The 23,505-nt window shown below is 67.0% G+C and carries 21 protein-coding genes; 19 read left to right on the top strand and 2 right to left on the bottom strand.

Annotated elements, in window-relative coordinates; translation table 11 throughout:
* Positions 1-2: 2 nt before the first annotated feature.
* The 14 genes from U5817_RS01595 to U5817_RS01530 all read left to right on the top strand — a co-directional run bounded on the left by U5817_RS01595 (position 3) and on the right by U5817_RS01530 (position 16,676).
* Positions 3-1,373, top strand: a complete 1,371-nt coding sequence (locus U5817_RS01595) for an acyl-protein synthetase (protein WP_407279501.1) — start codon at positions 3-5, stop codon at positions 1,371-1,373.
* A 163-nt stretch (positions 1,374-1,536) separates the two neighbouring features.
* The gene (locus tag U5817_RS01590) at positions 1,537-3,129 is read left to right on the top strand and encodes a B12-binding domain-containing radical SAM protein (protein WP_169132417.1); all 1,593 of its coding nucleotides are present in this window, start codon (positions 1,537-1,539) and stop codon (positions 3,127-3,129) included.
* Positions 3,130-3,195: 66 nt separating this feature from the next.
* Positions 3,196-5,820: a cytochrome c3 family protein gene (locus tag U5817_RS01585; RefSeq protein ID WP_407279500.1), complete on the top strand. Its 2,625-nt coding sequence runs from the start codon at positions 3,196-3,198 to the stop codon at positions 5,818-5,820.
* Positions 5,801-6,796 carry a hypothetical protein gene (locus tag U5817_RS01580; RefSeq protein WP_407279499.1) on the top strand — a complete coding sequence of 332 codons (996 nt, stop codon included), beginning with the start codon at positions 5,801-5,803 and terminating at the stop codon, positions 6,794-6,796. Before U5817_RS01585 ends, U5817_RS01580 begins: the two co-directional genes overlap by 20 nt.
* Positions 6,793-7,647 carry a formylglycine-generating enzyme family protein gene (locus U5817_RS01575; RefSeq protein WP_407279498.1) on the top strand — a complete coding sequence of 285 codons (855 nt, stop codon included), beginning with the start codon at positions 6,793-6,795 and terminating at the stop codon, positions 7,645-7,647. Before U5817_RS01580 ends, U5817_RS01575 begins: the two co-directional genes overlap by 4 nt.
* Entirely contained in the window at positions 7,648-8,586 is a 939-nt protein-coding gene (locus U5817_RS01570) for a formylglycine-generating enzyme family protein (protein ID WP_407279497.1), read from the top strand.
* 3 nt (positions 8,587-8,589) lie between these two features.
* Complete coding sequence (locus U5817_RS01565; RefSeq protein ID WP_407279496.1) at positions 8,590-9,375, top strand: tetratricopeptide repeat protein; 786 nt, start codon at positions 8,590-8,592, stop codon at positions 9,373-9,375.
* Positions 9,376-9,401: 26 nt separating this feature from the next.
* Positions 9,402-10,223 carry a cytochrome c biogenesis protein CcsA gene (ccsA, locus tag U5817_RS01560; RefSeq protein ID WP_407279494.1) on the top strand — a complete coding sequence of 274 codons (822 nt, stop codon included), beginning with the start codon at positions 9,402-9,404 and terminating at the stop codon, positions 10,221-10,223.
* A gap of 44 nt (positions 10,224-10,267) precedes the next feature.
* Entirely contained in the window at positions 10,268-11,242 is a 975-nt protein-coding gene (locus tag U5817_RS01555) for an AAA family ATPase (protein ID WP_407279493.1), read from the top strand.
* Positions 11,239-12,228 (top strand): DUF58 domain-containing protein, encoded by a 990-nt coding sequence (locus tag U5817_RS01550; protein ID WP_407279492.1) that lies wholly within the window; start codon positions 11,239-11,241, stop codon positions 12,226-12,228. The genes U5817_RS01555 and U5817_RS01550 overlap by 4 nt, the downstream gene beginning before the upstream one ends.
* Positions 12,225-12,713 carry a DUF4381 domain-containing protein gene (locus U5817_RS01545; protein WP_407279491.1) on the top strand — a complete coding sequence of 163 codons (489 nt, stop codon included), beginning with the start codon at positions 12,225-12,227 and terminating at the stop codon, positions 12,711-12,713. The genes U5817_RS01550 and U5817_RS01545 overlap by 4 nt, the downstream gene beginning before the upstream one ends.
* Positions 12,710-13,708, top strand: a complete 999-nt coding sequence (locus U5817_RS01540) for a VWA domain-containing protein (RefSeq protein WP_407279489.1) — start codon at positions 12,710-12,712, stop codon at positions 13,706-13,708. The genes U5817_RS01545 and U5817_RS01540 overlap by 4 nt, the downstream gene beginning before the upstream one ends.
* Complete coding sequence (locus tag U5817_RS01535; protein ID WP_407279488.1) at positions 13,705-15,291, top strand: hypothetical protein; 1,587 nt, start codon at positions 13,705-13,707, stop codon at positions 15,289-15,291. The genes U5817_RS01540 and U5817_RS01535 overlap by 4 nt, the downstream gene beginning before the upstream one ends.
* On the top strand, positions 15,288-16,676 hold the full coding sequence (locus U5817_RS01530) for a hypothetical protein (RefSeq protein WP_407279487.1): 1,389 nt from the start codon (positions 15,288-15,290) through the stop codon (positions 16,674-16,676). Before U5817_RS01535 ends, U5817_RS01530 begins: the two co-directional genes overlap by 4 nt.
* On the opposite strand, the gene U5817_RS01525 is transcribed toward U5817_RS01530, so the two are convergent.
* Together U5817_RS01525 and U5817_RS01520 are read right to left on the bottom strand one after the other, a co-directional pair.
* Complete coding sequence (locus U5817_RS01525; protein WP_407279486.1) at positions 16,633-17,637, bottom strand: c-type cytochrome; 1,005 nt, start codon at positions 17,635-17,637, stop codon at positions 16,633-16,635. The two genes, U5817_RS01530 and U5817_RS01525, sit on opposite strands and share 44 nt — an antisense overlap.
* Complete coding sequence (locus U5817_RS01520) at positions 17,634-18,527, bottom strand: c-type cytochrome (protein WP_169132429.1); 894 nt, start codon at positions 18,525-18,527, stop codon at positions 17,634-17,636. The genes U5817_RS01525 and U5817_RS01520 overlap by 4 nt, the downstream gene beginning before the upstream one ends.
* 144 nt (positions 18,528-18,671) lie before the next feature.
* Here U5817_RS01520 and U5817_RS01515 point away from each other — a divergent pair, with 144 nt between their 5' ends.
* The 5 genes from U5817_RS01515 to U5817_RS01495 all read left to right on the top strand — a co-directional run bounded on the left by U5817_RS01515 (position 18,672) and on the right by U5817_RS01495 (position 23,432).
* Complete coding sequence (locus U5817_RS01515; protein ID WP_169132430.1) at positions 18,672-18,971, top strand: cytochrome c5 family protein; 300 nt, start codon at positions 18,672-18,674, stop codon at positions 18,969-18,971.
* A gap of 130 nt (positions 18,972-19,101) precedes the next feature.
* On the top strand, positions 19,102-19,845 hold the full coding sequence (locus tag U5817_RS01510; RefSeq protein ID WP_407279484.1) for a cytochrome c3 family protein: 744 nt from the start codon (positions 19,102-19,104) through the stop codon (positions 19,843-19,845).
* 67 nt (positions 19,846-19,912) lie between these two features.
* Positions 19,913-21,055 (top strand): 6-bladed beta-propeller, encoded by a 1,143-nt coding sequence (locus tag U5817_RS01505; protein WP_407279483.1) that lies wholly within the window; start codon positions 19,913-19,915, stop codon positions 21,053-21,055.
* A gap of 288 nt (positions 21,056-21,343) precedes the next feature.
* Positions 21,344-22,210: a cytochrome c3 family protein gene (locus tag U5817_RS01500; protein ID WP_407279482.1), complete on the top strand. Its 867-nt coding sequence runs from the start codon at positions 21,344-21,346 to the stop codon at positions 22,208-22,210.
* A gap of 157 nt (positions 22,211-22,367) precedes the next feature.
* The gene (locus tag U5817_RS01495) at positions 22,368-23,432 is read left to right on the top strand and encodes a peptidylprolyl isomerase (RefSeq protein WP_407279481.1); all 1,065 of its coding nucleotides are present in this window, start codon (positions 22,368-22,370) and stop codon (positions 23,430-23,432) included.
* Positions 23,433-23,505 lie beyond the last annotated feature (73 nt).

Genomic DNA, 23,505 nt, shown 5'->3' with positions numbered 1-23,505 from the left:
GCATGAACACCGACACCGCAGACTCCGCCAGCACTGCCGACCCCGAACGCGACCGGCTCGCCGCCCGCATCCGGGCGATGATCGACGGCGGCGTGGACGGCGACTCTGCCCCCTTCGCCACGCTCGCCCTCGAACTTTTCGCCTGGCAATACGCGCGCAACGAGCCCTACCGCCAATTCTGCGCGGCCAAGGGGATCAGCCCGGACACGGTCACGCACTGGCGCGACATCCCGGCCTTCCCCACCGACGCCTTCAAGACCGCCATCGTCACCTCCTTCCCGCTCGAGCAGGCCGTCATGGCCCAGCTCACCAGCGGCACCACGGCGATCCGGCGCGGCCAGATCTTCCGCGACGAAACCGGCCGCGAACTCGTGCTCGCAGCCAACCGCACGATGACCCACGCGTGGCTGTTCCCCGACTTCGCCAGGGGCCAACGCTGCCGCATCCTCATCCTCGCCCCCAGCCCCGAGATGGCCCCGTCGATGGGCATGGCGATCGGCATGGAAGAGACGCGCCGCCATTTCGGCACGCCCGACAGCCGCTTCCTCCTCGACTACTCCGGCCTCGACATCAAGTCACTGATTGCCGCGCTCGAACAATCCGAATCCACCGGCGTTCCCGTCGCCATGATCGGATCGACCTCCGCCTTCGTGTACTTCTTCAACGCCTGCAAGGCGCGCGGACTGCGCTTCCGCCTGCCCGCCGGCAGCCGCATCGGCGACGGCGGCGGCTACCGCGGCCGCTTCGGCGAACTCACGCAGGACGACTTCTTCCGCCTCGCCGAGGAAGTGCTCGCGATTCCCGCCTCGCACTGCGTGAACGTGCTGGGGATGGCGGAAACGGCCACCGGCTACTTCGACGACACGCTGCGCTCGGCAATCCTCGGCCGCAGCTCCGCCCGCCGCCGCCGCGTGCCCCCCTGGGCACGCGTCGATGTCGTCGACATCGAGACGCTGCAGCCGCTGCCGGCAGGCGAAGTCGGGCTGCTGCGGCATTACGACCTCGCCAACCTCCCGACCGTGATCGCCGTGCAGACCGACAACCTCGGCTACATCGACCACGACGGCCACTTCCAGATCGTCGGCCGCGCCAAACTCGTCGACGGCAGGATCACCCCCGTGCCGAGCGAACGTGCAGTCGGCCCGATGGGTGACAAGCGCATCTTCCGCTTCCTCGAGGCCTACGTGAATTTCTCCATCCGCTTCAAGATGGGCCTCGCCCGCGCCCGCCGACCGGCCACCGGCAGCGCCATCCCGGCGCCGCTGCCGATGACCCCGCCCGTCTGCCCGTGCGACGAGTTGAGCGAGGAGATGCTCGCCAACCCCGTCCCCCGCACGGAATCGCCCGCCGACACCTCCTCAGCCACTCGCTGATCGAGCGCCGTTTCCACGACATCTCCCGCGTGCCGGCCCCGCCGGCGCGCTGTTCCGCCTCGCCTTCGACAATGCCGTTGATGTACGTCAAACCCTGCCGACTAGGGCTCACCTACCATGCCGCCGGTAGTCTGACCCCCAACACGTCCGCGCGCAGAGAACAATGAAAACCAACGGCTCCCCCATCACCTTCATCCCCCCCCCGCGGACCGCCCCGACCGCACCGCGGCAACGCAAGATCAAGCGCGTCGCCCTCGTCACCGTGCCCTATCACTCCGGGGTCGTCGAATCCGCCGGCACCTGGCTCAACGTCGGCTTCGTCTACATCGCCGGCTCGCTGCGCGAGGCAGGCTACGAAGTCGACTACTACGACGCGATGGCCCTGTGGCACGACGAAGCGCAGATCCAGAAGCGCCTCGAGGACTTCCGTCCCGACGTCATCTGCACCTCGGCATTCACGGCCGCGATCGTCGCTGCAACGAAACTGCTGCGCATGGCGAAGGCGATCGACCCGGAAATCGTCACCGTCATCGGCAACGTGCATGCGACCTTCTGCTACCAGGAGATGCTGCGCATCGACCACGACGCCATCGATTACGTCGTGCGTGGCGAAGGCGAGCGCACCCTGCCCGAACTGCTCGACTGCCTCAATGCCGGCGACGACCCGGCCAAGGTCGCCGGCATCGCCTTCTGGCGCGACGGCGGCGTCATCGCCACCCGCTCGGCCCCCTTCATCCGCGACCTCGACGCCCTGCCCACCGCGTGGGACCTCGTCGAGTGGCCGATCTACAAGTACCGCGCCAAGAACGACGCACGCCTCGCCATCGTCTCCTCCGCGCGCGGCTGCCAGCAGGACTGCTCCTTCTGCTCGCAGAAGCTCTTCTGGCGCCGCGGCTGGCGCGCCCGCAGCGCCGAGAACTTCGTCGCCGAAATCGAGATGCTGCACCAGAAGTACGGCGTCGAAGTCGCCATGCTCGCCGACGAGATCCCGACCTTCGACCGCGCCCGCTGGGAACGCATCCTCCAGCTCATGATCGAGCGCAAGCCCGGCGTGCGCCTGCTGATGGAAACGCGCGTCGACGACATCGTGCGCGACGAGGACATCATGGACCGCTACGCCGAGGCCGGCGTCGAGCACATCTACGTCGGCGTCGAAGCGGGCCAGCAGGCCACCCTCGACCTGTTCAAGAAAGGCTCGAAGGCCGCCGACTCGCGCCGCGCCATCGACATCATCAACGGCTCCGACATCGTCTCCGAAACCTCCTTCGTGCTCGGCATGCCCGGCGACACGCCCGAGACCTTCAAGGAAGCCGTCGAGCTCGCCAAGCTCTACAACCCCGACATGGCCTTCTTCCTGGCCATCGCGCCCTGGCCCTACGCCGACCTCTACCCGCAGCTCGAGGCCCACGTCGCCACCAAGGATTACAGCAAGTACAACCTCGTGCAGCCCGTCGTCAAACCCGACGCGATGACGCTCGAGGAAGTCGAGCGCGAGCTGGGCCGCGCCTCGCGCAACTTCTTCATGCACAAGTTCCAGAATCTCGACCAGCTGTCGTCGTGGAAACAGGAATTCATGCTGGCCGTGTTCGACATCCTCATCAACCACTCCTACCTCTCGGGGCAGATGCAGGAAATGGCCGCCGGCCAGCGCATGCCCGAGGCGGTCAAGCAGATGCTGCGCAAGGTCAACGCCACGCGCCGCGACCTCAAGGTCCAGGCCGGCGCCGAGCCGCGCAACTTCGCGCCGATCCCATAATCGTTTAGCATTAACCGTTTCGCATTCGCCGATGCGCCGAAAAATACCCGCAGCAGTGAAAAGGTTATGAAGAATTTCCGCAAATTCCATGCCCTCGCGCTAGTCGCGGCAGCCCTGCTCGGATACGGCGCGCTGGCGCCGGCGCAGAACACCAATGCGAACGTAAAAGGCACCAAGCACAACCTGTCCGCCACCGGACCGGGAAGCGTCAAGGCGGCCACCCAGAACCAGATCTGCGTCTTCTGCCATACCCCGCACGCCGCCAATGCGGCCGCGCCGGCGCCACTGTGGAACCGCAAGATTGGCGGCGCCACAAACGACACCAACACCTACGCCGCCACCTACACCCCCTACACATCGAACTCGCTCGACGCCGAGGACGTCCTCAACAACAGTCCGATCGGCGAACCCGGCGGTGCGTCGAAACTGTGCCTCTCCTGTCACGACGGCAGCATCGCCATCGGAACCGTCGCAAACAGCCCCGGCAGCGGCACGACCGGCAGCATCCCGATGGCGGCGGGCGTCGACAAGATGCCTGTCGGTGCAGGCACGACGACCGGCTTCACGCGCAACCTCGGCACCGACCTGCGCAACGATCACCCCATCTCCTTCACCTTCAACGACACGCTGGCCACCCGCGACGGAGAACTTCGCTCTCCGCCGTACGTTACCGGCGGAAAAACCGTCGTCGGCGTCCGCAGCTCGGGCGTCAAGCCGATGCTGCCGCTCGATCACGAGGGCAAGCTGCAGTGCACCAGTTGCCACGACCCGCACCTGACGGCAAGCAAGTTCCTGCGCCTCAACCGCTTCCAGAAGAACGCCAGCGCCGGCACCGAGTTCAGCCCGACCAACGACCAGATCTGCCTCGGCTGCCACGATCGCAACAAGGATGGCGAGGGGAATGCCTACCTCGCGTGGTCCAACTCCGCTCACGCCAACTCCGACGTCGCGACCTACTCGTACAAGGGCGCGGCGGCGACGCAGCGCGAATTCCCGGACGGCGGCGCCAACGGCTCGCCGATCATCAAGGTCTGGGAAGCCGGCTGCCTGAACTGCCACGATACCCACACGGTACAGGGCTCGCGTCGTCTGCTGCGCGAAGGCACCGACAGCACCACCTCACCGAAAGCAGGCGGCAATCCCGCCATCGAGGAAACCTGCTACCAGTGCCACACCACTACCACCGCCAGCATCCTCACGGTGCCCACGATGAACGCCAGCACTGGCGTGCCTGACATCAAGACCGAGTTCACGACCCGCGCGCGCCGCATGCCCATTACCGGAACGGAAAAACACGACATCGGCGGCAATTTCACGGACGCGGGACACGTCGACTGCAGCGGACCAAGCAACAAGTGCGGCACGGACTTCATCGAATCGCGCGAGAAGCTGGGCGCCGGCGTCAGCACCAACCGCCACGTCGAATGCACCGACTGCCACAACCCGCACCGGGTGATCAAGAACGCCCTGTTCAACGGCACTGACGCCGATACACGCCGGACCCACAAACCGGGCGGCGCCAACGGCAACCTCGCGTCCGGCGCCTTGCGCGGCATGTGGGGCGTCGAACCCACCTGGAGCGCAAGTGGCGACTGGCCTGAACTGCCAGGCGCCTACGAGGTGAAGCGTGGGGATCCGGGCGCAAATACCGCCACGACCAAGGCCCAGAAGTTCCTCACGCGCGAGTACCAGCTGTGCCTCAAATGCCACTCCGACTACGGCTTCGGCCTGACGCCGCCCGCCACGGGCTACACCGGCGGCAGCACGTCCAACAGCATCGGCTCGAACTACACCAACATCGCCGCCGAGCTCAGCGTCAACGCCCTGGACACCCCGGTGTCCGCGAGAGACCAGGGCGAACAGGGTGAATGCGGCACAAATTGTACCGACGACGGCACTTCGATCGAACCGACCGGCTCTTTCCCGGGCGACACGCTTTCGTCCCAAATGACCGACCTCGACCCCCTCGACCCCACGAAGGTCACGAACCACCGTTCCTGGCATCCACTTCACTACCCGACCGGACGTACCTTCGACGAACGGCGCATTTCGAGCCCGAGCACGTCCAACTTCCGCGCCCCCTTCCAGGCGAACGTGGGCACGCAGACCATGCACTGCTCCGATTGCCACGGCCATAACGGCACGTGGACGCAGGGCACCGGCCCGAACCTGGCGACGGTGCAGGGCCCGCATGGCTCGAGCAACGACTTCATCCTGCGCGGCGACTGGAGTACAAGCACGACCATCGGCGGCTCCGGCTTGTGCTTCAACTGCCACGATCCCAGTGGCGGCGATACTGGCACCGGCGACAACGGCACCGGCCGCACCAGCGGTTTCAACAATGCCGGCACGAACGGCGGCGGAGGCCACGCCAACGAACATGGCGGCGCACCCTGCATGCGCTGCCACGTCGCCGTGCCGCACGGCTGGAAGAACAAGGCGTTGCTGGTGAACCTCAACTGCCGCGGCCCCGAGGGCGGCGCGGCCGCGGGCAGCTGCGACCCCACCAGCGGCTACGCCAACTACCCGAGCCGCAACGGCCGCTACACCAACGGCCCCTACTACGTCGAATCCTTCCTGCGCGTGCGCACCTGGGTGCCAAGCGGCAACTGGTCCGAAAGCCGCTGCGGCCGCTCGGGCTCGGATGGCACCGGCGAAAAGTGGATGAACGATGGCGGCTACTGCAACTGAGCGCACGCTGCACGCGCTCGCGTCGCCCAAATGGATGCTCGCGTTCTTTGCGTTCGCGGCCGCGAGCGCAGTGCTGTCCATCCATTTCCCGGAACTTATCACCGCCGCGTGGACGGTCCCGCTCGCTCTGTTCGCAGTGACGCTGCTCGCCTCCATCCTGACGCGCCCGCGCTTTCGTCGCGACCCGCTGCTGCTGGGCCTGCATCTGGCACTGCTCGCGATTATCGCCCTCGTCGGACTCGCCCGCCTGACCTACCTCGATGGCGCGGTGACGCTCACCGAAGGCGGTGAGCCCTTCGCCGGCGTGCTGGACATCGAGCAGCGCGGGCCGTTCCACCCGAGCAAACTCGACCGGCTGCGCTTCGCCAACGAGGGGGTCTTCGAAGCATTCGACGCCAACGAACGCGGTCCCGCGATCCACAGCCGCATCCGCTGGTGGGACAGCGCCGGTCGCAGCCACGTCGCGGAGATCGCCAACGACGTCCCGCTCCTGCTCGCCGGCTACCGCATCTACGCGACTTACAATCGCGGCTTTTCCCCGGTATTTCGCTGGCACTCGAAAAACGGCGAAACCGACGTCGGCGCAGTGCAACTGCGCGGCGATCTGGACTTCGGCATGGCCAACGAATGGACTCCCCCGAACGGCCGGCCGCTCTGGATAATGCTCGATCCGCAGCGCTCCACGCTCATGCAGCCGGGTGAACAGCGCAGCGGCCTGGGTGCGGAATCGCTGCCGCATCGCATCGTCGTGCGCCGTGACACGACCCGCGAAACGCTGGAACCCGGCCAGACCATCTCCTTCGACGACGGCTCGCTGACCTACCTCGGCCTGCGCAGCTGGATGGGCTACCGCATCGTGTACGACCTCGCATCCGACTGGCTCATGGGCGCGTCACTGATTCTCGTACTGTGCATGTCCTTGTACTACTGGCGTACCCTGCGTATTCCGGCCGTGCAAACTGCAACCGCATCATGACACCCCTTGACCGCTTTCTCCTGTCGGCTGCTCTGGCGCTCGCCGCCGCCTCCGGTTCCGCTCGGGCGGCTCCCTCTGCAGACAATCCCACCGTCAAGGATCCGCTCAGCGGCATCACCTTCGTCCGGATGGCGAAGGGGTGCTATCAGATGGGCGTCCCCGCCGACGCGTTTGCCGACCAGGACGGCGCCTTCCGTCGCCGCGTGGAAAGGACCGAAGGCCCGGTGCATGAAGCCTGCATCGACGAGTTCTGGATTGCCCGGCACGAGATCACCGAAGCCCAGTGGCGCGCGGTGATGGGACCGCGCCCCGGCGCCGGAGCCGACGACTTGCCGGTCAGAGGCACGAGCTGGCAGGAGGCGGTCGCATTCACCGCACGCCTGAGCGAGCGAGCCGGACCCGGCTGGCGCTACCGCCTGCCGACCGAGGCCGAATGGGAATACGCCTGTCGCGCCGGCAGCGCACCGGTCACCGCACTTCCCGACCGCGGCCGCATGGACGGCGTCGCGTGGTACTCGTCGCCCTACGGTCGCGCATCGGCCGGCAAGCGGCCGCGGAACCCGCAACCGGCAGGCAGGATGAGCGGAAACGCTGCCGGACTGCATGACATGCTCGGCAACGTCTGGGAATGGACCCTCGATGCCTATGCCGACGACGCCTACCGGCGCCATGCCCTTTTCAATCCGCGCATCGACTCCGCCGCACGCGGAGTGAGCCGGACTGCGCGCGGCGGCAGCATCCGTTCCGATATCCGCTGGATGCGCTGTGAAGCCCGCACCTCGCTCGACGCGGAAACCCGGCTCGACACGGTCGGCTTCCGCGTCGTACGCGTCCCGTCAGGAGGAAAATGAATGAAGAAACTGCTACGGTTTGCTTGCGCCGTCTTGTCCATGCTGCCGCTGGCAGCCCACGCTGCGGCCCCGCTGCCGGCAGAGGTCGAAGTCAACGGTGTCGAGTTCGTCCTGATCCCGGCCGGCAAGGTTTGGGTACCCGTGCCGCACCTTGACCCGAAGACCGGCCTCAACCTCGACAACGGCATGCGTGAGCTGCAGTTCGCCACGAAAAGCTTCTACATCGCGAAATACGAGGCGCGCGCCCGCGACTTCCTCCGCTTCATGAGCGAAGGCAAACCGGTACACGCCGCGCACTATGACGCGAAGGATCCCGAGGATGACGACAGCGGCTCGCTCGGCGGATGCAGCGTACGCCGCGGCGCGAACGGCTTCACCTTGGTCACCCCCGACCGGGACCTGCCCGCCACGCACTTGTCGTGGGATCTCGCGAACGAGTTCTCGACCTGGATGGGATTCCGCATGCCGACGGAGATCGAATGGGTCCGGGCATTCCGCGACGACGACAAGCGCCGCTACCCGTGGGGCGACGAATATCCGGACGACACCTATGCGTCCTTCCAGGAGGGCGCCACATCATGCAACGTGCAGCCGGTCGATGCGTTCGCGAAAGGAGCGTCGCCGTTCGGAGTGCGCAACATGGCCGGCAACATCTATGAATACGTCGCCGACTGGGAGAATGTCGAGCACTACAACAGCCTTAAGGGCGGCGAAACCAACCCGGTCGCGCGCGCCCCCCACGAGGTGCCGGGCGACCCCGGAAAATTCCGCGTGCTGCGCGGTGGTCGTTGGGCTTCGGGCCCTGCCGCACTCTCGATTTACGGCAACCGCACCCGACGCTTGCCGAGTTCTCCCTTCCGCTGCTACGGCGTGCGTTTCGCGCTCGACACTGCGACCGTCGAGCGGCATCTCGCAGCCGGCACCGCACGTGCCCGTTGATCGATGACCACGACCCCATCTCCACGCAAACGGCGCGATCGCCGCGGCACCGCAGCCCTGGCAGTAACCGCGGGAATCATCCTTTGCGGCTATCTGCTGAGCCTGCTGCCGGGACGCGCAGTGCGGGGAAACATCGATGCACCGTTCGCGCGCCTCGAACAGCATCGGCAAGGCTCTTCACCCGCAAGAGCGGAAGAGTCGCCTGCGACACAGGACAAGCACGATCACCTGCCTCCTCCGGCCCGGCACGCACTGAAGACCGCCGAAGGCCAGATCGAAGCGAAACATTTCAACGAGGCGATCGCGACCCTGAATCGCCAGCGACCGGCACTCAAGAACGAGCCGCAGGCGCTTCTGCTGCTCGCACGCGCGCTGGAAGGCAATCGGGATCATGCCGCCGCTCGTGATTTCTACACCGCCGCGCTCGACCGCGACCCGCTGCTGGCCGGGGCCTACTGGGGAGTAGCGACAACGTCCGAAGCACTTGGCGACCTCACGGCCGCGGTGGGCGCCATGCGCAGCTACCTGCACGTGGAGCCCGACAAGGATCCCGATCGGCTCCAGATCGCGCAGGCCCGCTCGGCCTTGTGGGAATGGGAGGCCAGGCTCGGGCGCGGGCCGTGGGGCCCCACGAAAGGGATTCCGCCGGGCTTCACCGCCGACGACATCAAGCGCGACGGCCGCGGCGTAGCGGTCCGCATGCAGGTGCCCGGCACAGAACAGCCCGACGGCAGCCTGCTGGCCGAAATCCGGCACGCCGACAAACAGGTCATCTTCCCGCGCCCCTGAGAAACACCACCCGCCAAGACTCGCCCATGGATCTGCTGCAACTCGAACTCCTCAGCCTGTGGACGGCCCTCGTCGGCTACTCCGTCGTTTGCGTCCTGGCACTGGTGGGCCTCGTCTTCCGACGGCGCCCCGAGCGAACCACCATGGCCCTGATATGGCTGTCGGTGCTCGCCCACACCCTGTCGATCGGTGCACGCTGGGTACGCCTCGACCACCTGCCGGTGGGCAATGCCTTCGAAATGCTCTCCGCCAACATCTGGGGCCTGATGCTTGCGGTTGCCATCGGCTACTGGCGACTTCCCAGGCTGCGCGCCTTCGCCGCCATCCTGATGCCCGTCGTGATCATGGTGATGGCCTGGATGCTGCTGATCGACCGCCAGGACTCTCTCCTGCCGCCCACCTACCGCACGGTCTGGCTGTTCATCCATATCGCCTTCATCAAGCTCTTCCTCGGCTGCGCCTTCATCGCTCTCGGCATTGCCGGAATCGTGCTGCTGCGCGCGGCCGATATCGGTCGAAGCCGCTTCGCGTCGCTACCCGACGACAAGCTGCTGGATGCCCGCGCCTACCGCTTCATGGCCCTGGCGCTCATCTTCGACACCCTCGGCATCGTCGCCGGCGCGATCTGGGCGCAGGACGCATGGGGCCGTTACTGGTCGTGGGATCCGCTCGAGATCTGGTCGCTCCTCACCTGGCTCTCCATCGGGCTCACCCTGCATGTCCGCGCGTCCTTCCACACGCGGCCGGCGACCAACAGCCTGCTGATCGCCGGAACCTTCGTCGTCGCCTTCTTTACCTTTTTCGGCATCCCGTTCGTCTCGACCGCGCTGCACAAGGGCGCCATCTGAAGCCCGGCGCGACGTCCCCGCTTCGGCGCCTGCATAATCGCCCCATGACCAGCACCGACAGCTTTCGCTCCCTTGCCCGCACGCTGGAGACCCTGGTGCTGGGTCAAAGCGCCCTCGTCGAGCGTCTCCTCGTCACGCTCCTCGCAGACGGCCACCTCCTCGTGGAGGGCCCGCCGGGTGTTGCAAAGACCCGCGCGGCGCACACGCTCGCAGCCTTGATCGACGCCGATTTCCACCGCATCCAGTTCACACCCGACCTGCTGCCCGCCGACCTCACCGGCAGCGAAATCTTTCGCCCCCAGGACGGCAGCTTCCACTTCGAACGGGGCCCGTTGTTCCACAACCTGCTCCTCGCCGACGAGATCAATCGCGCTCCGGCCAAGGTCCAGTCCGCGCTGCTCGAGGCGATGGGCGAACGCCAGGTCACCATCGGACAGGAAACACACGTGCTGCCACGCCTGTTCCTGGTCATGGCAACGCAGAACCCCATCGAACACGAGGGAACCTACCCCCTGCCCGAGGCGCAACTCGACCGCTTCCTGATGCACGTGCGCGTGGGCTACCCGGATACGGCGATCGAGCGCGACATCCTGCGCCTCGCGCGCGCGGAAGCGCTCGCCGGCGCCGACTCCCCGGCGAGCCCGGTACCGACACCCGCCGTCACGCCCGACGACGTCTTCGCGGCGCGTGCCGCCGTGCTTGACCTTTACCTCAGCCCCGAGCTCGAAGACTACATCCTGCAGCTCGTCGCGGCGACACGGGCGCCCGAACGCTATGTCCCCGAACTGTCGGGAAGTGTGCGCTTCGGCGCCAGCCCGCGAGCCAGCATCGCGTTCGATCGCTGCGCACGGGCACGTGCGTGGCTGCACGGCCGCGACTACGTCTCGCCGGACGACATCCGCAGCCTGGCCCCCGACATCCTGCGCCATCGCATCATCCCCGGCTGGGAAGCCCAGGCCGACGGAATCACCGCCGACTCCCTGATCGCCACCTTGCTGGACCACGTACCGGTACCGTGAGCCGCATCACCCGGGCCGCCCCGCAGCCTCCCGCGCAAATACTTGTTCCAGGCGGCGCAGAAGCCTTCACCATGCCCTTGGCGCGCGACCTGATCGCCCTGCGTACGCGTGTCGTCGACGGCGCCTGGCGACGCACGGACGCCAAGGCCGGACTCGCCGGTGCCCACCGCACGGCATTCACCGGCCGCGGCATGGAGTTCGCCGAGGTCCGCGCCTACCGCCCCGGTGACGACCTGCGCAACGTGGACTGGCGCCATACCGCCCGGCGCGGCCGCCCGTTCACCAAACTCTTCCAGGACGAGCGCGAACACCCCGTCCTCGTATTCGTCGATCTGGGGCCGACGATGCAGTTCGGCTCGCGCGTCGCCTTCAAGTCGGTCATTGCCGCACGCGCCGCCGCCCTGCTCGCCTGGGCGGCGGTGGAGGCCGGCGACCGGATCGGTGGCGTCGTCTGGAACGGCCGCACCCATCGCGAGATCCCCCCTCGCGGGCGCGAGACCGGCGCGCTTGCGCTGATCCGCGCGCTGACCTCGAGCGCGGCCGCGTACGCCACCTCCGATCGTCCAGCCCCTTCCGCCTCGCGGGAAGGCGCCATGCTCGCCCTGGCCCGCGCGCTACGCCCCGGCACTCACGCCGTACTGATCAGCGATTTCCAGGCTCCCGGGGCCTGCAGCAATATCTCCCGCCTGCGAGCCGGATCCGGCCTGAGCCTGATACAGGTCTTCGACCCGCTCGAGAGCACCCCGCCACCGGCAGGCGTCTATCGGGTCGCCGACGGAGACACGGAGCAAACGCTGGATTTGCGCGGCGACGCGGCACGCGCGGTCTACGGCGAACCGTTTCGCCGCCGCAGTGCGCAGCTCGCGGCAACTGCGCGGCACTGCGGCGCCACACTGATCCAGCTGGCGACAAACGACGATCCCGCGGACGTGCTGCGCGCCCTCATCGCCCCCCTTCATCCCCGCGCACAATGGCGGGCACCATGACGGCCGACGCACCGCTACCCCCTTCGATCGACCAGCTGCGCGACATCCACCTGCCGCCACCGCCCGACATGTGGCCGCCGGCCCCCATCGTGCTGCTGGTTGCGCTGGCTGTCGTCCTGATCGCTGCATGGACCGTGCGCCGCCATCGAAGGCGGACGCCCTTGCGCCGCGCCTTGCGCGAGCTCGACGCACTCGCGCGCAATCACGCCGCAGCATACGATCCCGTCACGCTCGCCCGCGGGATATCCCGACTTCTGCGAAACTATGCCCGCTCGCGTTTTCCCCGCGAGAACGTCGCGCATCTGGCCGGCGCCGACTGGCTGCGCTTTCTCGACGCACACGGCACGCACGGCGACTTCACCAGCGGTCCGGGCCTGGTTCTGGACGAACTGCCCTATCGCCCCCCGGGCTCCCCCGGCGAGGATGCCGACGCTGTCGCCCTGCTCCGGATCACGCGCCAATGGCTGCGGAGAAACGCTCAATGAGTTTCGCCTGGCCCTGGATGCTCGCATTCCTGCCGCTGCCCTGGCTGCTTCGGCGGTGGTGGCCGGCCACCACTCCGACACCGGCGCTCCGCGTGCCGTCCGTGGCGGCATTCGCCACCGGCCGGACCGAAGGCTCGCCGACCAGCCCGCCCGAGGTCCGGCAGCACGCGGCACGCCGCTGGTTCGCCGCCTGCGCGTGGGCCCTGCTTCTCGTTGCGGCGGCACGACCACAAGGGCTGGCGGACCCGGCACAGGTGGCGATGAGCGGCCGCGACCTCATGATTGCGCTCGACGTGTCGGCGAGCATGGCCACGCGCGACCTGAACCTCGACGGCCGCCCGGTCGAACGACTGCACGCGGCGCGCACGCTCGCACGGGACTTCGTGCTCAGGCGCGATGGCGACCGCATCGGCCTGATCGTCTTCGGCAGCGAAACCTATCTGCACACCCCCCTCACCTGGGACATCCACGCCCTTGCCGACGGACTGTCCGCCACCGGCACCGGCCTCGCCGGACGCGAAACGGCGATCGGCGATGCGATCGGATTGGCGGTGCGGCGCATGCGGGAACAATCCGGCAACGCACGCGTCCTGATCCTGCTCACAGATGGCGCCAACACGGCCGGGAAGCTCACCCCGGAGCAGGCGAGCTGGATTGCGCAACGCGAGGGCGTGCGCATCCACGTCGTGGGAATCGGCAGCAGAACGGCAAGGCCATCGTCCCCCGAAGCGGCGCAGGACTCGTCCGCGGACCTCGATGAACGCACCCTGCGCTCGATCGCGGAACAGACCGGGGGGAGCTATCACCGCGCAACCGATGCCGCCGCGCTGGCCGCGTTCTATCGCGAGATGGAATCGATCGAGCCCATCGACGGCGCCGACGCGATCATACGCACCCGGCAAGAGCTATACCCCTGGCCACTCGGCGCGGCCCTCGCATGCGCCCTGCTGCTGGGCGCACTCGGCCGCCATGAAGCAGCCCGGAGGCGTTCGTGACCGGCAGCGGACCAGGCCTCGCCTTTGACGGTTTCATTCTCCTGCGCCCGCTCTGGCTGCTGGCCCTGCTGCCGGTCGCCGCGTGGCTCCTGCACACATCGCGCAATCCCGTGCGCACCGCATCCGGGTGGGAAACCGTCGTCGACGCCCACCTCCTGCCGTACCTGACGACCACCCCGCACCAGGCTCGCCGGAGCGCCCTGCCCGGCGCGGTGATCGTGCTCGCCCTGATCGCCCTCTCAGGCCCGGCCCTGCCCGGCAAGACGGTCACGACCTTCCGCACCGATGCGACGCGCGTGCTGATCGCCGATCTATCCTCCTCCGCCCCGGAAGACGCCTCCGCGCGCCTGCGCGTAGAAGTGCTCGACTTGCTCCGGGCAATGCCCGCGGGCCAGACCGCCGTGATCGCCTACGCTGAGGAGCCCTGGCTCATCGCCCCGCCCACGACGGACACCGCGACTCTCGCCCTGCTGGCTCCCGAATTGTCACAGGCGGCAATGCCGGCGCCGGGCGACCGCCCCGACCGCGCCCTGCGCCTCGGTGCCGATATCCTTGCCCGCAGCGGAGCAGCAGCGCGCGACATCGTCTGGCTCCGCGCGTCGCCGACGCGTGCCGAGATCGCCCCCTCCTCGGCGGCAGCCCTGCGCGAAGCCGGAATCCGCCTTTCCGTTCTGCAGATCGGACCGGCAGCCCTCCCAGCCCCGGCGCCCATTCGCACCGAAATCGCCGCCAGCGGCGGCCTGTGGCTGGACGCCGCCACCGACGACTCCGACATCCGCCGGCTTGTCTCCCTGCTCGACGTGGAGATCGGAGCCGCAAGCGAAGGCACGCGCCGCACCGGCACCCCGCGCGACCTTGGACCCTGGATCCTCGCGTTTGCTGCGCTGCTTGCCGCCGTCGCCTTGCGCGCGGGACCGCTTCTCGCTGTCACGGTCGCGCTACTTCTGCCGCCGGCCGACGCAAACGCCTTCGACTTTTCCCTCTGGCGCCCTTCCTCGCACAAGGACGCCCTGTCGAGCCTGCAACGCGGCGACTACGACAAAGCCGCCGCGCAATTCACCGACGCGCGATGGAGGGCGCTCGCCGACTATCGCGCCGGTCGTTTCCAGGCCGCTGCAGAGGCACTCGCGCCGTTCAACGATGCCGACTCGCTCTACAACCGCGGCACCGCACTGGCTCGCATCGACCGCCTCGCAGAAGCCCTCACCGCCCTGGAAGCAGCACACGCCCTGCAGCCAGCGGACCCCGACATTCGCCACAACCGCGATCTCGTGCGGGCATTGCTCGACGCGAAGGGAAATCCGCCCTCGGGGAAAGATACACCGCCCGAGCCACCACCCGCCACCCGCGATTCGACGGCTCAGGACTCGCCTGCCCCTCCGCCGCCACCTTCCGACGCACGAGACGCACCCTCCCCACCCGAAAGGCGGCCCACGGAAGACGATGCCCGACGCGAAGCCAGCCTCCTCGCCGACCAGTGGCTGCGGCGCGTCCCGGACGAACCTGCGGGCCTGCTACGGCGCAAGCTGCAACTCGAAGACGCACGCCGTCGCAGCGGCAAAGTGGACAAGCCATGGGAATGAACCGCCTGCACGCGCTGCGCCTGGCCATCCTTGCCTGGAGCCTCGCGCTTTGGGGCGGCACCGCGGCGGGCGATCAGCCCGGCGGCACGAACAACACTCCCGAACTCTGGCTCGAGGCGAAGTTGTCTCCGTCTGCGCCCTACGTTCAATCGCAGTCGCTCTACACGGTTCGTCTATACCAGGCCATCGGCCTTCGGGATCTCGAATTCAGGGCTCCCGCCGCGCCGCTCGCCGAAATCCGGCCGATTGGCGAACGCATCGAGGAGCTCACCCACGCAGGTCGCCGCTATCGGGTCACCGAACGACGCTACGCCGTCCTTCCCTTCGCCAGCGGCGAGCTTGCGCTAGAGCCGGCCGGAATCTCGGCACATCGCGGCAGCACGCCTCCCGCAGCGCCCGATATCGTACTCGACGCACCACGGATCAAGCCCGGCGTCCGCCCGATCCCTCCCGGAGCCCCCGCAGGGGCATGGCTTCCCGCCCATGCGCTCGAGCTCGCGGAATCGTGGAGTGCCGACCCCGCGACGCTCGCCGCCGGGCAGCCCATCCAGCGCACGATCCGGATCAGCGCACGCGGGACCGATGCCAGCCAGCTTCCCGAACTGCAGGTCCGCGGAGACGGGATCACCGCCTACCCCGCCCCCCCTGCCCTGCACAACCGCATCGAAGGCGACTGGAACATCGGAGTCCGTGAACAAACCTGGACCATGGTCCCTGCACGCCCGGGCGCGGTGACGGTAAGCGAAACGCGCATCGCATGGTGGAATGTCGGCACGCATCGCGCCGAAGTCGCTCGCCTGCCCGAACGCTCGCTGAGCATTGCAGCCGCACCGTCCCGCACTCCCGATGGCGCCTCCGGATCGCCCATCCCCGACAGCGCTCCGTCACCGACGCCGCCTGCACCGCCACCATCGACGGCCGGCATCGAGCACGCCCATGCTCCATTCGGAATCGAGCCTTCCACGGCCGCCACATACTTGCTCGTGATTGCATTCGCCGGCGGCCTGTGCGTTGCCCTTCGCCGCCGCACCACCGCCTGGCTCCGCTTTGCGCACGCGTGCCTGTGCGGCGATGCCCGGGCTGCCCGCAGCGCACTACTGCAACTGGAAGCGCCGCGCCCTCCCGCCGCCGTGCCGAAAACGCTAGGCGAACTCGCGTTCTACGCGCCCAATGATTGCCAGTACCGCAAGGAACTCGCCAGGCTCGAACAACATTGCTATGGGCCGCACCACGATACCTGGCGGAACGGGATTGCGCTGGCGGGCAGCCTCGTGATGTGCAAGCTCCGACGGAGATGGAACAAACGCGGCCAGCCCCAGCCTTCGGAGCATGGCCGCCGGATCACTGCTTCACGGGATGGAAGACACGCGACACGTAGGAGATGATCGCGTCGATTTCGTCGCCTTTGAGCACCGATTTCCACGCCGGCATCGACGTATTCGGCAAACCCTCGCGAATCGTGTGCGCCAGTCGCTCCCGCGTCATGTCACGCATGAACGCGGGATCGGTCAGATCCCGCGGATGAGGCTCCATGAAACTGCCGATCCAGTTCTTCCCCGTGCCCGTTGCGCCGTGGCAGAACGCGCAGTTGGCCTGAAACAGGGTCTCCCCGCGCTTTTCCGCCGCAGACAATCCCGCCACCTGCGGAATGACGTCATGCAGCTTGTACGGGCTTGCGCTGGCGATCGCATCAGCCGCGGTAGGCGGCGCCGCGGTGTAATCGCCCGGATCGAAATGATTGCGCGGATAGGACAACGGCCGCCCGCCCCAAGCCGGCCCCGGGTCCTCCGTTCGCGCGTGATCGTGACAGGTGATGCAGGTCGACAGGAACAAGCGCTTCCCCCGCTGCTCGACCGGACTCAACTTGTCCCACGGCCGATCCAGCGGAATCTCGCCGGTGGCGAAGGGAAATGCCACCTTGTGCCGCTCGTGGTTCGGCCAGCCGTTTTCCTTGGTGTGGTAACGCGTATTCACCAGCTTGCGGCGGATGAACTCCTCACGCACGAAATCGACCACCAGCTCGATATCGCGCTCCGGGATGATGCCCTTGAAGCCCTTCATCGCCGTCCCGGGCTTCCCGTTGCGCACCGCCGCCAGCATCTGCTCGCGATTGATGTCCTTTTCGGTGTCGCGCGTGAAGTCGCGCGGCTTCGGCGCGAGATAGGTCGCAGCGAGCGTCCGCGCATCACCCGAATAACCGTGGCAGAAATAGCAGCGGAAATTGTAGATCTTGCGTCCGGCCTCGTGCCGCGCCTCCGCTTGGCTCGGAGCTGCCGCCAACGCAGAGGCGGCGAACTGGGTGGCTACGACCGCCGCCAGTCCGCCCAACCAAACTCCGAACTTCATTTCGCCTTAGCCGCCTTCTGATCCGCCGCGATGAAGCTCTGGAACACGAACTCCGAGACGTTGGCGATCTCCTGCTCGCTCAGGACCTTGCTCCACGCGGGCATCTCGGTTCCATTGCGGCCGAAGAAGGTCGCCGCATAGATCGCCGGGCGGTTAAGCACCGCACGCGAACGCTCGCTCGTGAAGTTGCGCGGCACGGGCCTGATGAAGTACGCCCGCGGACCGTCGCCCGCTCCCGTCTGCCCATGACATTCGGCACAGTTGGCCTGATAGAAGGCCTTGCCCTTGGCTGCATCCCCCTTCAGGCCGGAAGGCATCGGCGCACTCATGTCGGCCCGTTCGCCGGGAGCAACGGGCTTTTCCCCCGGCAGCGGCAGCGCGATCGGGGGAGCCGGCGCGACGTCGGCCGCAGACGACGGCGCAGGCGCCTTGGCGTTAGGCTTGGCCGGCAGTTCGCCGTATGCCGAAGTACCCGAGATCCCGGAGATCTTGCCAGCCGCAATCACGGCCGCACGGTTGAGGATGTCGCGCTGGATGTAATCGGCCAGCGCGCCGATCTGCTCACTGCTCAGCCGGTTCCCGAAACCGACCATCGCGGTACCCGGCTTTCCGTTGGCAATGACATTGATCAGGTAGTCACGCGGCAGCTCCGTGACCTTCGTCAGATCCCGCGGCGGCGGATTCAGGCTCTTCACCGCACGCGAATTGCCATCCCCGCGATCCCCATGGCACACCGAACAGCGGTTGTGATACAGCACGTCGCCACGTGTTTCGCTCAGGCGTTTCGCCTCGGTATTTGCCTGCGCGAGAACGCCGCCGGCATTCCCCAGGCCGAACGCCACGGCACCCGCACAAACAACCGTCCGGAAGAATTGCTTGCTCTGAATCACGAATTACCTCTCGGTCGAAAAATCTGGACATTACGAATGCAAGAAACGAACCGGCCCCATCGTGCAGCATGGCATGTCGGTTGCTTCACTCCCTTAATTTGGGGCTGTGCATTGCTCGCACCGGCGCCATTCAAGGGACGATCAATGAAGTGGATCATCGCACTGCTCTGCTGCCTGCTGCCGCTTGCCGGCATGGCGGCCGGCAATGACGGGAAGACAGTCTACACCCAGATTTGCCGCGCCTGTCATGCCACGGGCGTAGCAGGAGCACCGGTCCTGGGCGATCGCAATGCTTGGGCGCCGCGGATTGTAGCGGGCACCGACGCGCTGCTTGCCTCCGCGCTGCGCGGCAAGGGCGGGATGCCGCCAAAGGGAGGCAATGCCGGCCTGACCGACGCCCAGGTGCGCGCTGCCGTCGAATACATGGTGTCCCAGTCGCGATGAGGAAGGACCCGGACGTGCCGTGCCGGCCCGGCGGCGCGCGACCGCGCAGCTTCCCGCAGTTGAGAATGGCGTTCCACGGTTTGATAATAGCCATCGCCCACCCCTTCCTCCCGAGCCGCCCCTGCCAATCGTGACCCCCCAGCCCGTGTCGCTCCTCGTCCGCGTGATAGCCGCCCTCGCAATCGCCGCTGCGTGCGGCGGGCTTGCGCTCGCGCAACGGATCGACATGCGCAACACACCGCACAACCTCGCCCGCGGCGAAAGCGTCGCGCCGACCGACCCGCGGCAGATCTGCGTGTTCTGCCACACCCCGACCGACACCAACCTCGAGGACGCGATGAGGCCGCTGTGGCAACCCTCGGCGTCCACCGACACGCCCTTCATCATGTTCGACGACATCGGGCGCATGGGCACCGAAGGCAATCAGTCCGTCGGCTCCCAGTCCATCGCCTGCCTGTCCTGTCATGATTCGAGCCAGGCGTTCGGCGTGGCCGGCGGTGTCCAGGACCACCCTTTCGCGATCCCCTACCGCGGAGCGCTGACCCCGGCCGAGCGCCAGCGCGCGCGCGACGAGGCCGCCAAGGCCGGCCGCCTGATTCATCAAGGGAAGCACGTCCGCAACAATGAAGAGTTCCGCCAAGCCTCGCGCGGAATCGTGGACGAACGACCGGTCTGGTGGGTTTCCAAAGGCGGACCGTCGGCACAGCGCGGACGCCTCGACGTACCGCTGTACGTGCGCGTCGACGAAGCCGACCAGACCGAGATTCCATTTGTCGAATGCGCCAGCTGCCACGACCCCCACAGCGTTCGGCCGCTGTTCCTGCGCACCGACACAAGCGCCAGCGACCTCTGCATGACGTGCCATGTGAAATGAGCCGCACCCGCTCATCACACACCTCCCGTCCCGCTCATTCACGACCATCAACCTACCCTGCCGCGAAATGAACCTATACTCGACGCACACTCTCCGCCCGCCATCCCGCATCGCACGCATCGCCGCGTACCTGGGCGCCACGCTGCTGGTACTGGCAGGCTGCGCACAGCTCCCCGATGGCGACGGGTCCGCCGCACAACCCGCCGGTCCGCTGGTCTTTCCCGGCCCGCCCGATGAGCCGCGCTTCGTCTATGAGCGCACGCTCACGAACTCGACCGACGTCGTAGCCGACAACAGCGACGACGCCCTCCGCCGCGCGCTGACCGGTGGGCAGCGGGCCGGACAGTTCATGACCAAGCCATACGCGGTGGCCGCGCACCGCGGGCGGATCTTCGTCTCGGACAGCGCAGACCGCAACGTGAAGGTATTCGACATTCCGGAAGGCCGCTTCTTCACCATCGGCGAAGAGGAACCGGGCGTGCTGGCCAAGCCGCTCGGTCTCGACGTCGACAGCAGCGGACGCCTCTATGTCGCCGACGCCACGCAAAAGATGATCTTCATCTATGACCGCGACGGCAAGTTCCTGCGCAAGATCGGCGGCAAGGAGCTCTTCGACCGCATCTCCAGCGTGACCGTGGATCCCGCCGGCAAACAGATCTATGTCGTCGACATCGGCGGAGTGAAGTCCGAAAACCACCGCGTGCGAGTCTTCGATACGGCCACGGGGCGCCACGTGATGGACATCGGCAAGCGCGGCACCGGCCCGGGGGAATTCAATCTTCCGCGCGACATGGCGATCGGCCTCGACGGCCGCCTGTACGTGGTCGACGGCGGCAACTTCCGCATCCAGGTGTTCAATGCCGACGGCAGCTACCGCGAGAGCTTCGGCACCGTCGGCCGGCAACTGGGCAACTTCGCCCGCCCCAAGGAGATCGCCACCGACGCAGGCGGCAACCTCTACGTCGCCGACGCCGCGTTCGGCAATTTCCAGATCTTCAATCCGGAAGGGGAACTCCTGATGTACATCGGCAACCGCTCCGAACGCGGCGGGCCGGCACAGTACATCCTCCCTTCCGGCATTGCAGTGGACGAAGACGGCCGCGTGTTCTTTGTTGACCAGTGGTTCGCCAAGGTCGACGTCTTCCGCCCGTACAGCCTGCCTGCCGACCAGGGCTTCTCCATCCGCCAGGCGGCAAAATCGGGCAAATAGCAGAAATCGGGAAACGGCATTCCCGCGCCCGGGAATACGCCATCAGCATCTTTCGCGATCTTCGTCGGACAGACGCCGGACACCCCCGATCAACACCGTAGAACCCGCGCCGATCAAGGCTTTCAGACCGGCGCAGGCTTTCTCGACACGCAACGCAAAAGGTGGACCGAATTCTGCTTTATGTAGTGCGTAGCAAAAATATTGGCGTTATCACTGCACGAAACTGCCGATCTGCCCGACAAGAAGGGCGTTGAGGCTTGGTCCATCTTCCATCCATCGGGGGTTACCATGAAAAAAATCTTCAAACAGACACTGCTGTTCGCAGCGCTCGCGGCGATTGCGGGCGGCGCTGCAGCCCAGATCACGAGCACGCCACACAACCTGAGTTCGGGCGGCACCGGCGCCAACCACGTCACCGGCACCACCGCGGAGACTGGCACGACCCAGATCTGCGTCTTCTGCCACACGCCGCACGGAGCCGACACCACGGCGCCGGCGCCGCTGTGGAACAAGGCACTGCCGGCCGGCGCCGACTTCAAGACCTACGATGACATTAAGAGCTCCACGATCGACGGCAAGATCCTCGCGGTCGGCTCGGTCTCCCTGGCCTGTCTCTCCTGCCACGACGGCACCCAGGCCATGGACAACATCATCAACGCCCCGGGCAGCGGCGGCCTCACTACAGGCGGCGGAGTTAACGGCCTCAACTACACCTGGACCACCGGCGGTTCCGTGAGCACCACCGGCCAGCTGACTGGCGTTGCGGCCCTCGGCGATGGCAGCAAGGACCTGAGCAACGACCACCCGATCGGTATCCAGTACTGCGGCGGCGGCGTGACCGGCGCCGCCGATGCGGTGACCGCGAACTGTGCCGACCTCGATTTCCGGACGACCGAACTGCGCACGAAATCGATCAACGGCCAGCAGGCGTTCTGGGTCGACTTGGGCACCGCGGCGAACCAGCGCGACAAGGGCGACATTATCCTCTACACCCGCGACTTCGGAACCGCCGGGACTCCCGCGGTCGGGCCGTCGGTCGAATGCGCATCCTGCCACGATCCCCACTCGTCGAAGACCACGACCAGCAGCGACGTGAACTTCATGCGCGTCACCACGGCCGGAAGCGCGATCTGCCTGGCCTGCCACGTCAAGTAAGCAGCCTGGCTGTCGCATCCGGGGCCGGAAACTTCGTTATCCGGCCCGGACACGAGGCGTAACACCAGAAGGGGTCAGGCGGGAGCACACCCGCTTGGCCCTTTTTGTTATTTTGTCGAACTGGACCTCTCACCCCCACCAAGGATCACCTCTGACGATGAAAATCCTCGCCAGCCGCCTCTCCAGTATCCTGGCCGCCGTCCTGCTGGCGTGCACCGTGCATGCTGCGGACGACGCCAAGCCCGCCGCGAAGACCGCGCCGGGCGGCGCCGCACAGGGCGGCGCGGTGGCCGATCAGCACAGCTCTCCGCCGTTTCTGGCCGTCGTCAATGGCACGGTGATTAGCGCCGGCGAGTTCGACACGGCCGCAAACGAAGCTGCACGCCAGAAGTTCTACCACGGCACGCCACCGGAAGGCGCGGTGGAAGAGCTGTTGCGCGAGGTCGCCACTCGCATGATCGAACGCATCCTCCTTCTGGAGGAGATCGGCCGCCAGGGGCTGAAACCGGATGCCCGTGCCGTTGAGGAAAAACTCAGCCGCTATGAGCAGCGCTATGCGTCGAGCCCTCGTTGGCAGCAGGAACGCGAGCGCATCCTGCCCAGCCTGCGCCAGCGGCTCGAACAGGACGACATGCTCGCCGCGCTCGAGGCGAAGGTCCGCAATGTACCCCCCCCTGCGGAAGACAGGGTGCGCGCCTACTACAAGGCGAATCCGGACAAATTCACCGAACCGGAAAAGATGCGCCTGTCGCTCATCGTGCTGAAAGTCGACCCCTCGTCGCCGACCTCCGCCTGGGAGGCCGCCGAGGCCGAGGCGGGCGCCCTGCGCATGCGCCTGACAGACGGTGGAGCCGATTTTGCCGAACTGGCGCGCAAGCACTCGGCCGACGATTCGGCGCAGAACGGCGGCGATCTGGGCTATCTGCACCGCGGCATGCTGCCCGAAGGCATCCAGGAGAAGATCGACGACATGAAGCCGGGCGACCTCTCGCCCCCGACGCGCATCCTGCAAGGCTACGCCCTGTTCCGCTACGAAGCGAAACAGGCCGCAAAGCACCATGATTTCGCCACGGTACGTCCCCGCGCGACCGATCTGCTGGCACGCGACCTGGCCGACAAGGCATGGACGGACTTCCGCGCGCAACTGCGCAAGAAAGCCAGGATCGAACTCAACACGCAGCGCTACCCCGCAATCGGGGCACTGACGGCGAAGTCGAAGTAGTCTGCCGGCACGGATGGGGCGCCCTGCCACCTTCTGTTCTCCCCGCATAGCGCCGTGCAGGTCGGCGGGCGGG

Origin of the sequence: Aromatoleum evansii (assembly GCF_045689615.1) — a bacterium.
GTDB lineage: Bacteria > Pseudomonadota > Gammaproteobacteria > Burkholderiales > Rhodocyclaceae > Aromatoleum > Aromatoleum evansii.
This window is presented reverse-complemented; position numbering and strand designations above follow the sequence as displayed.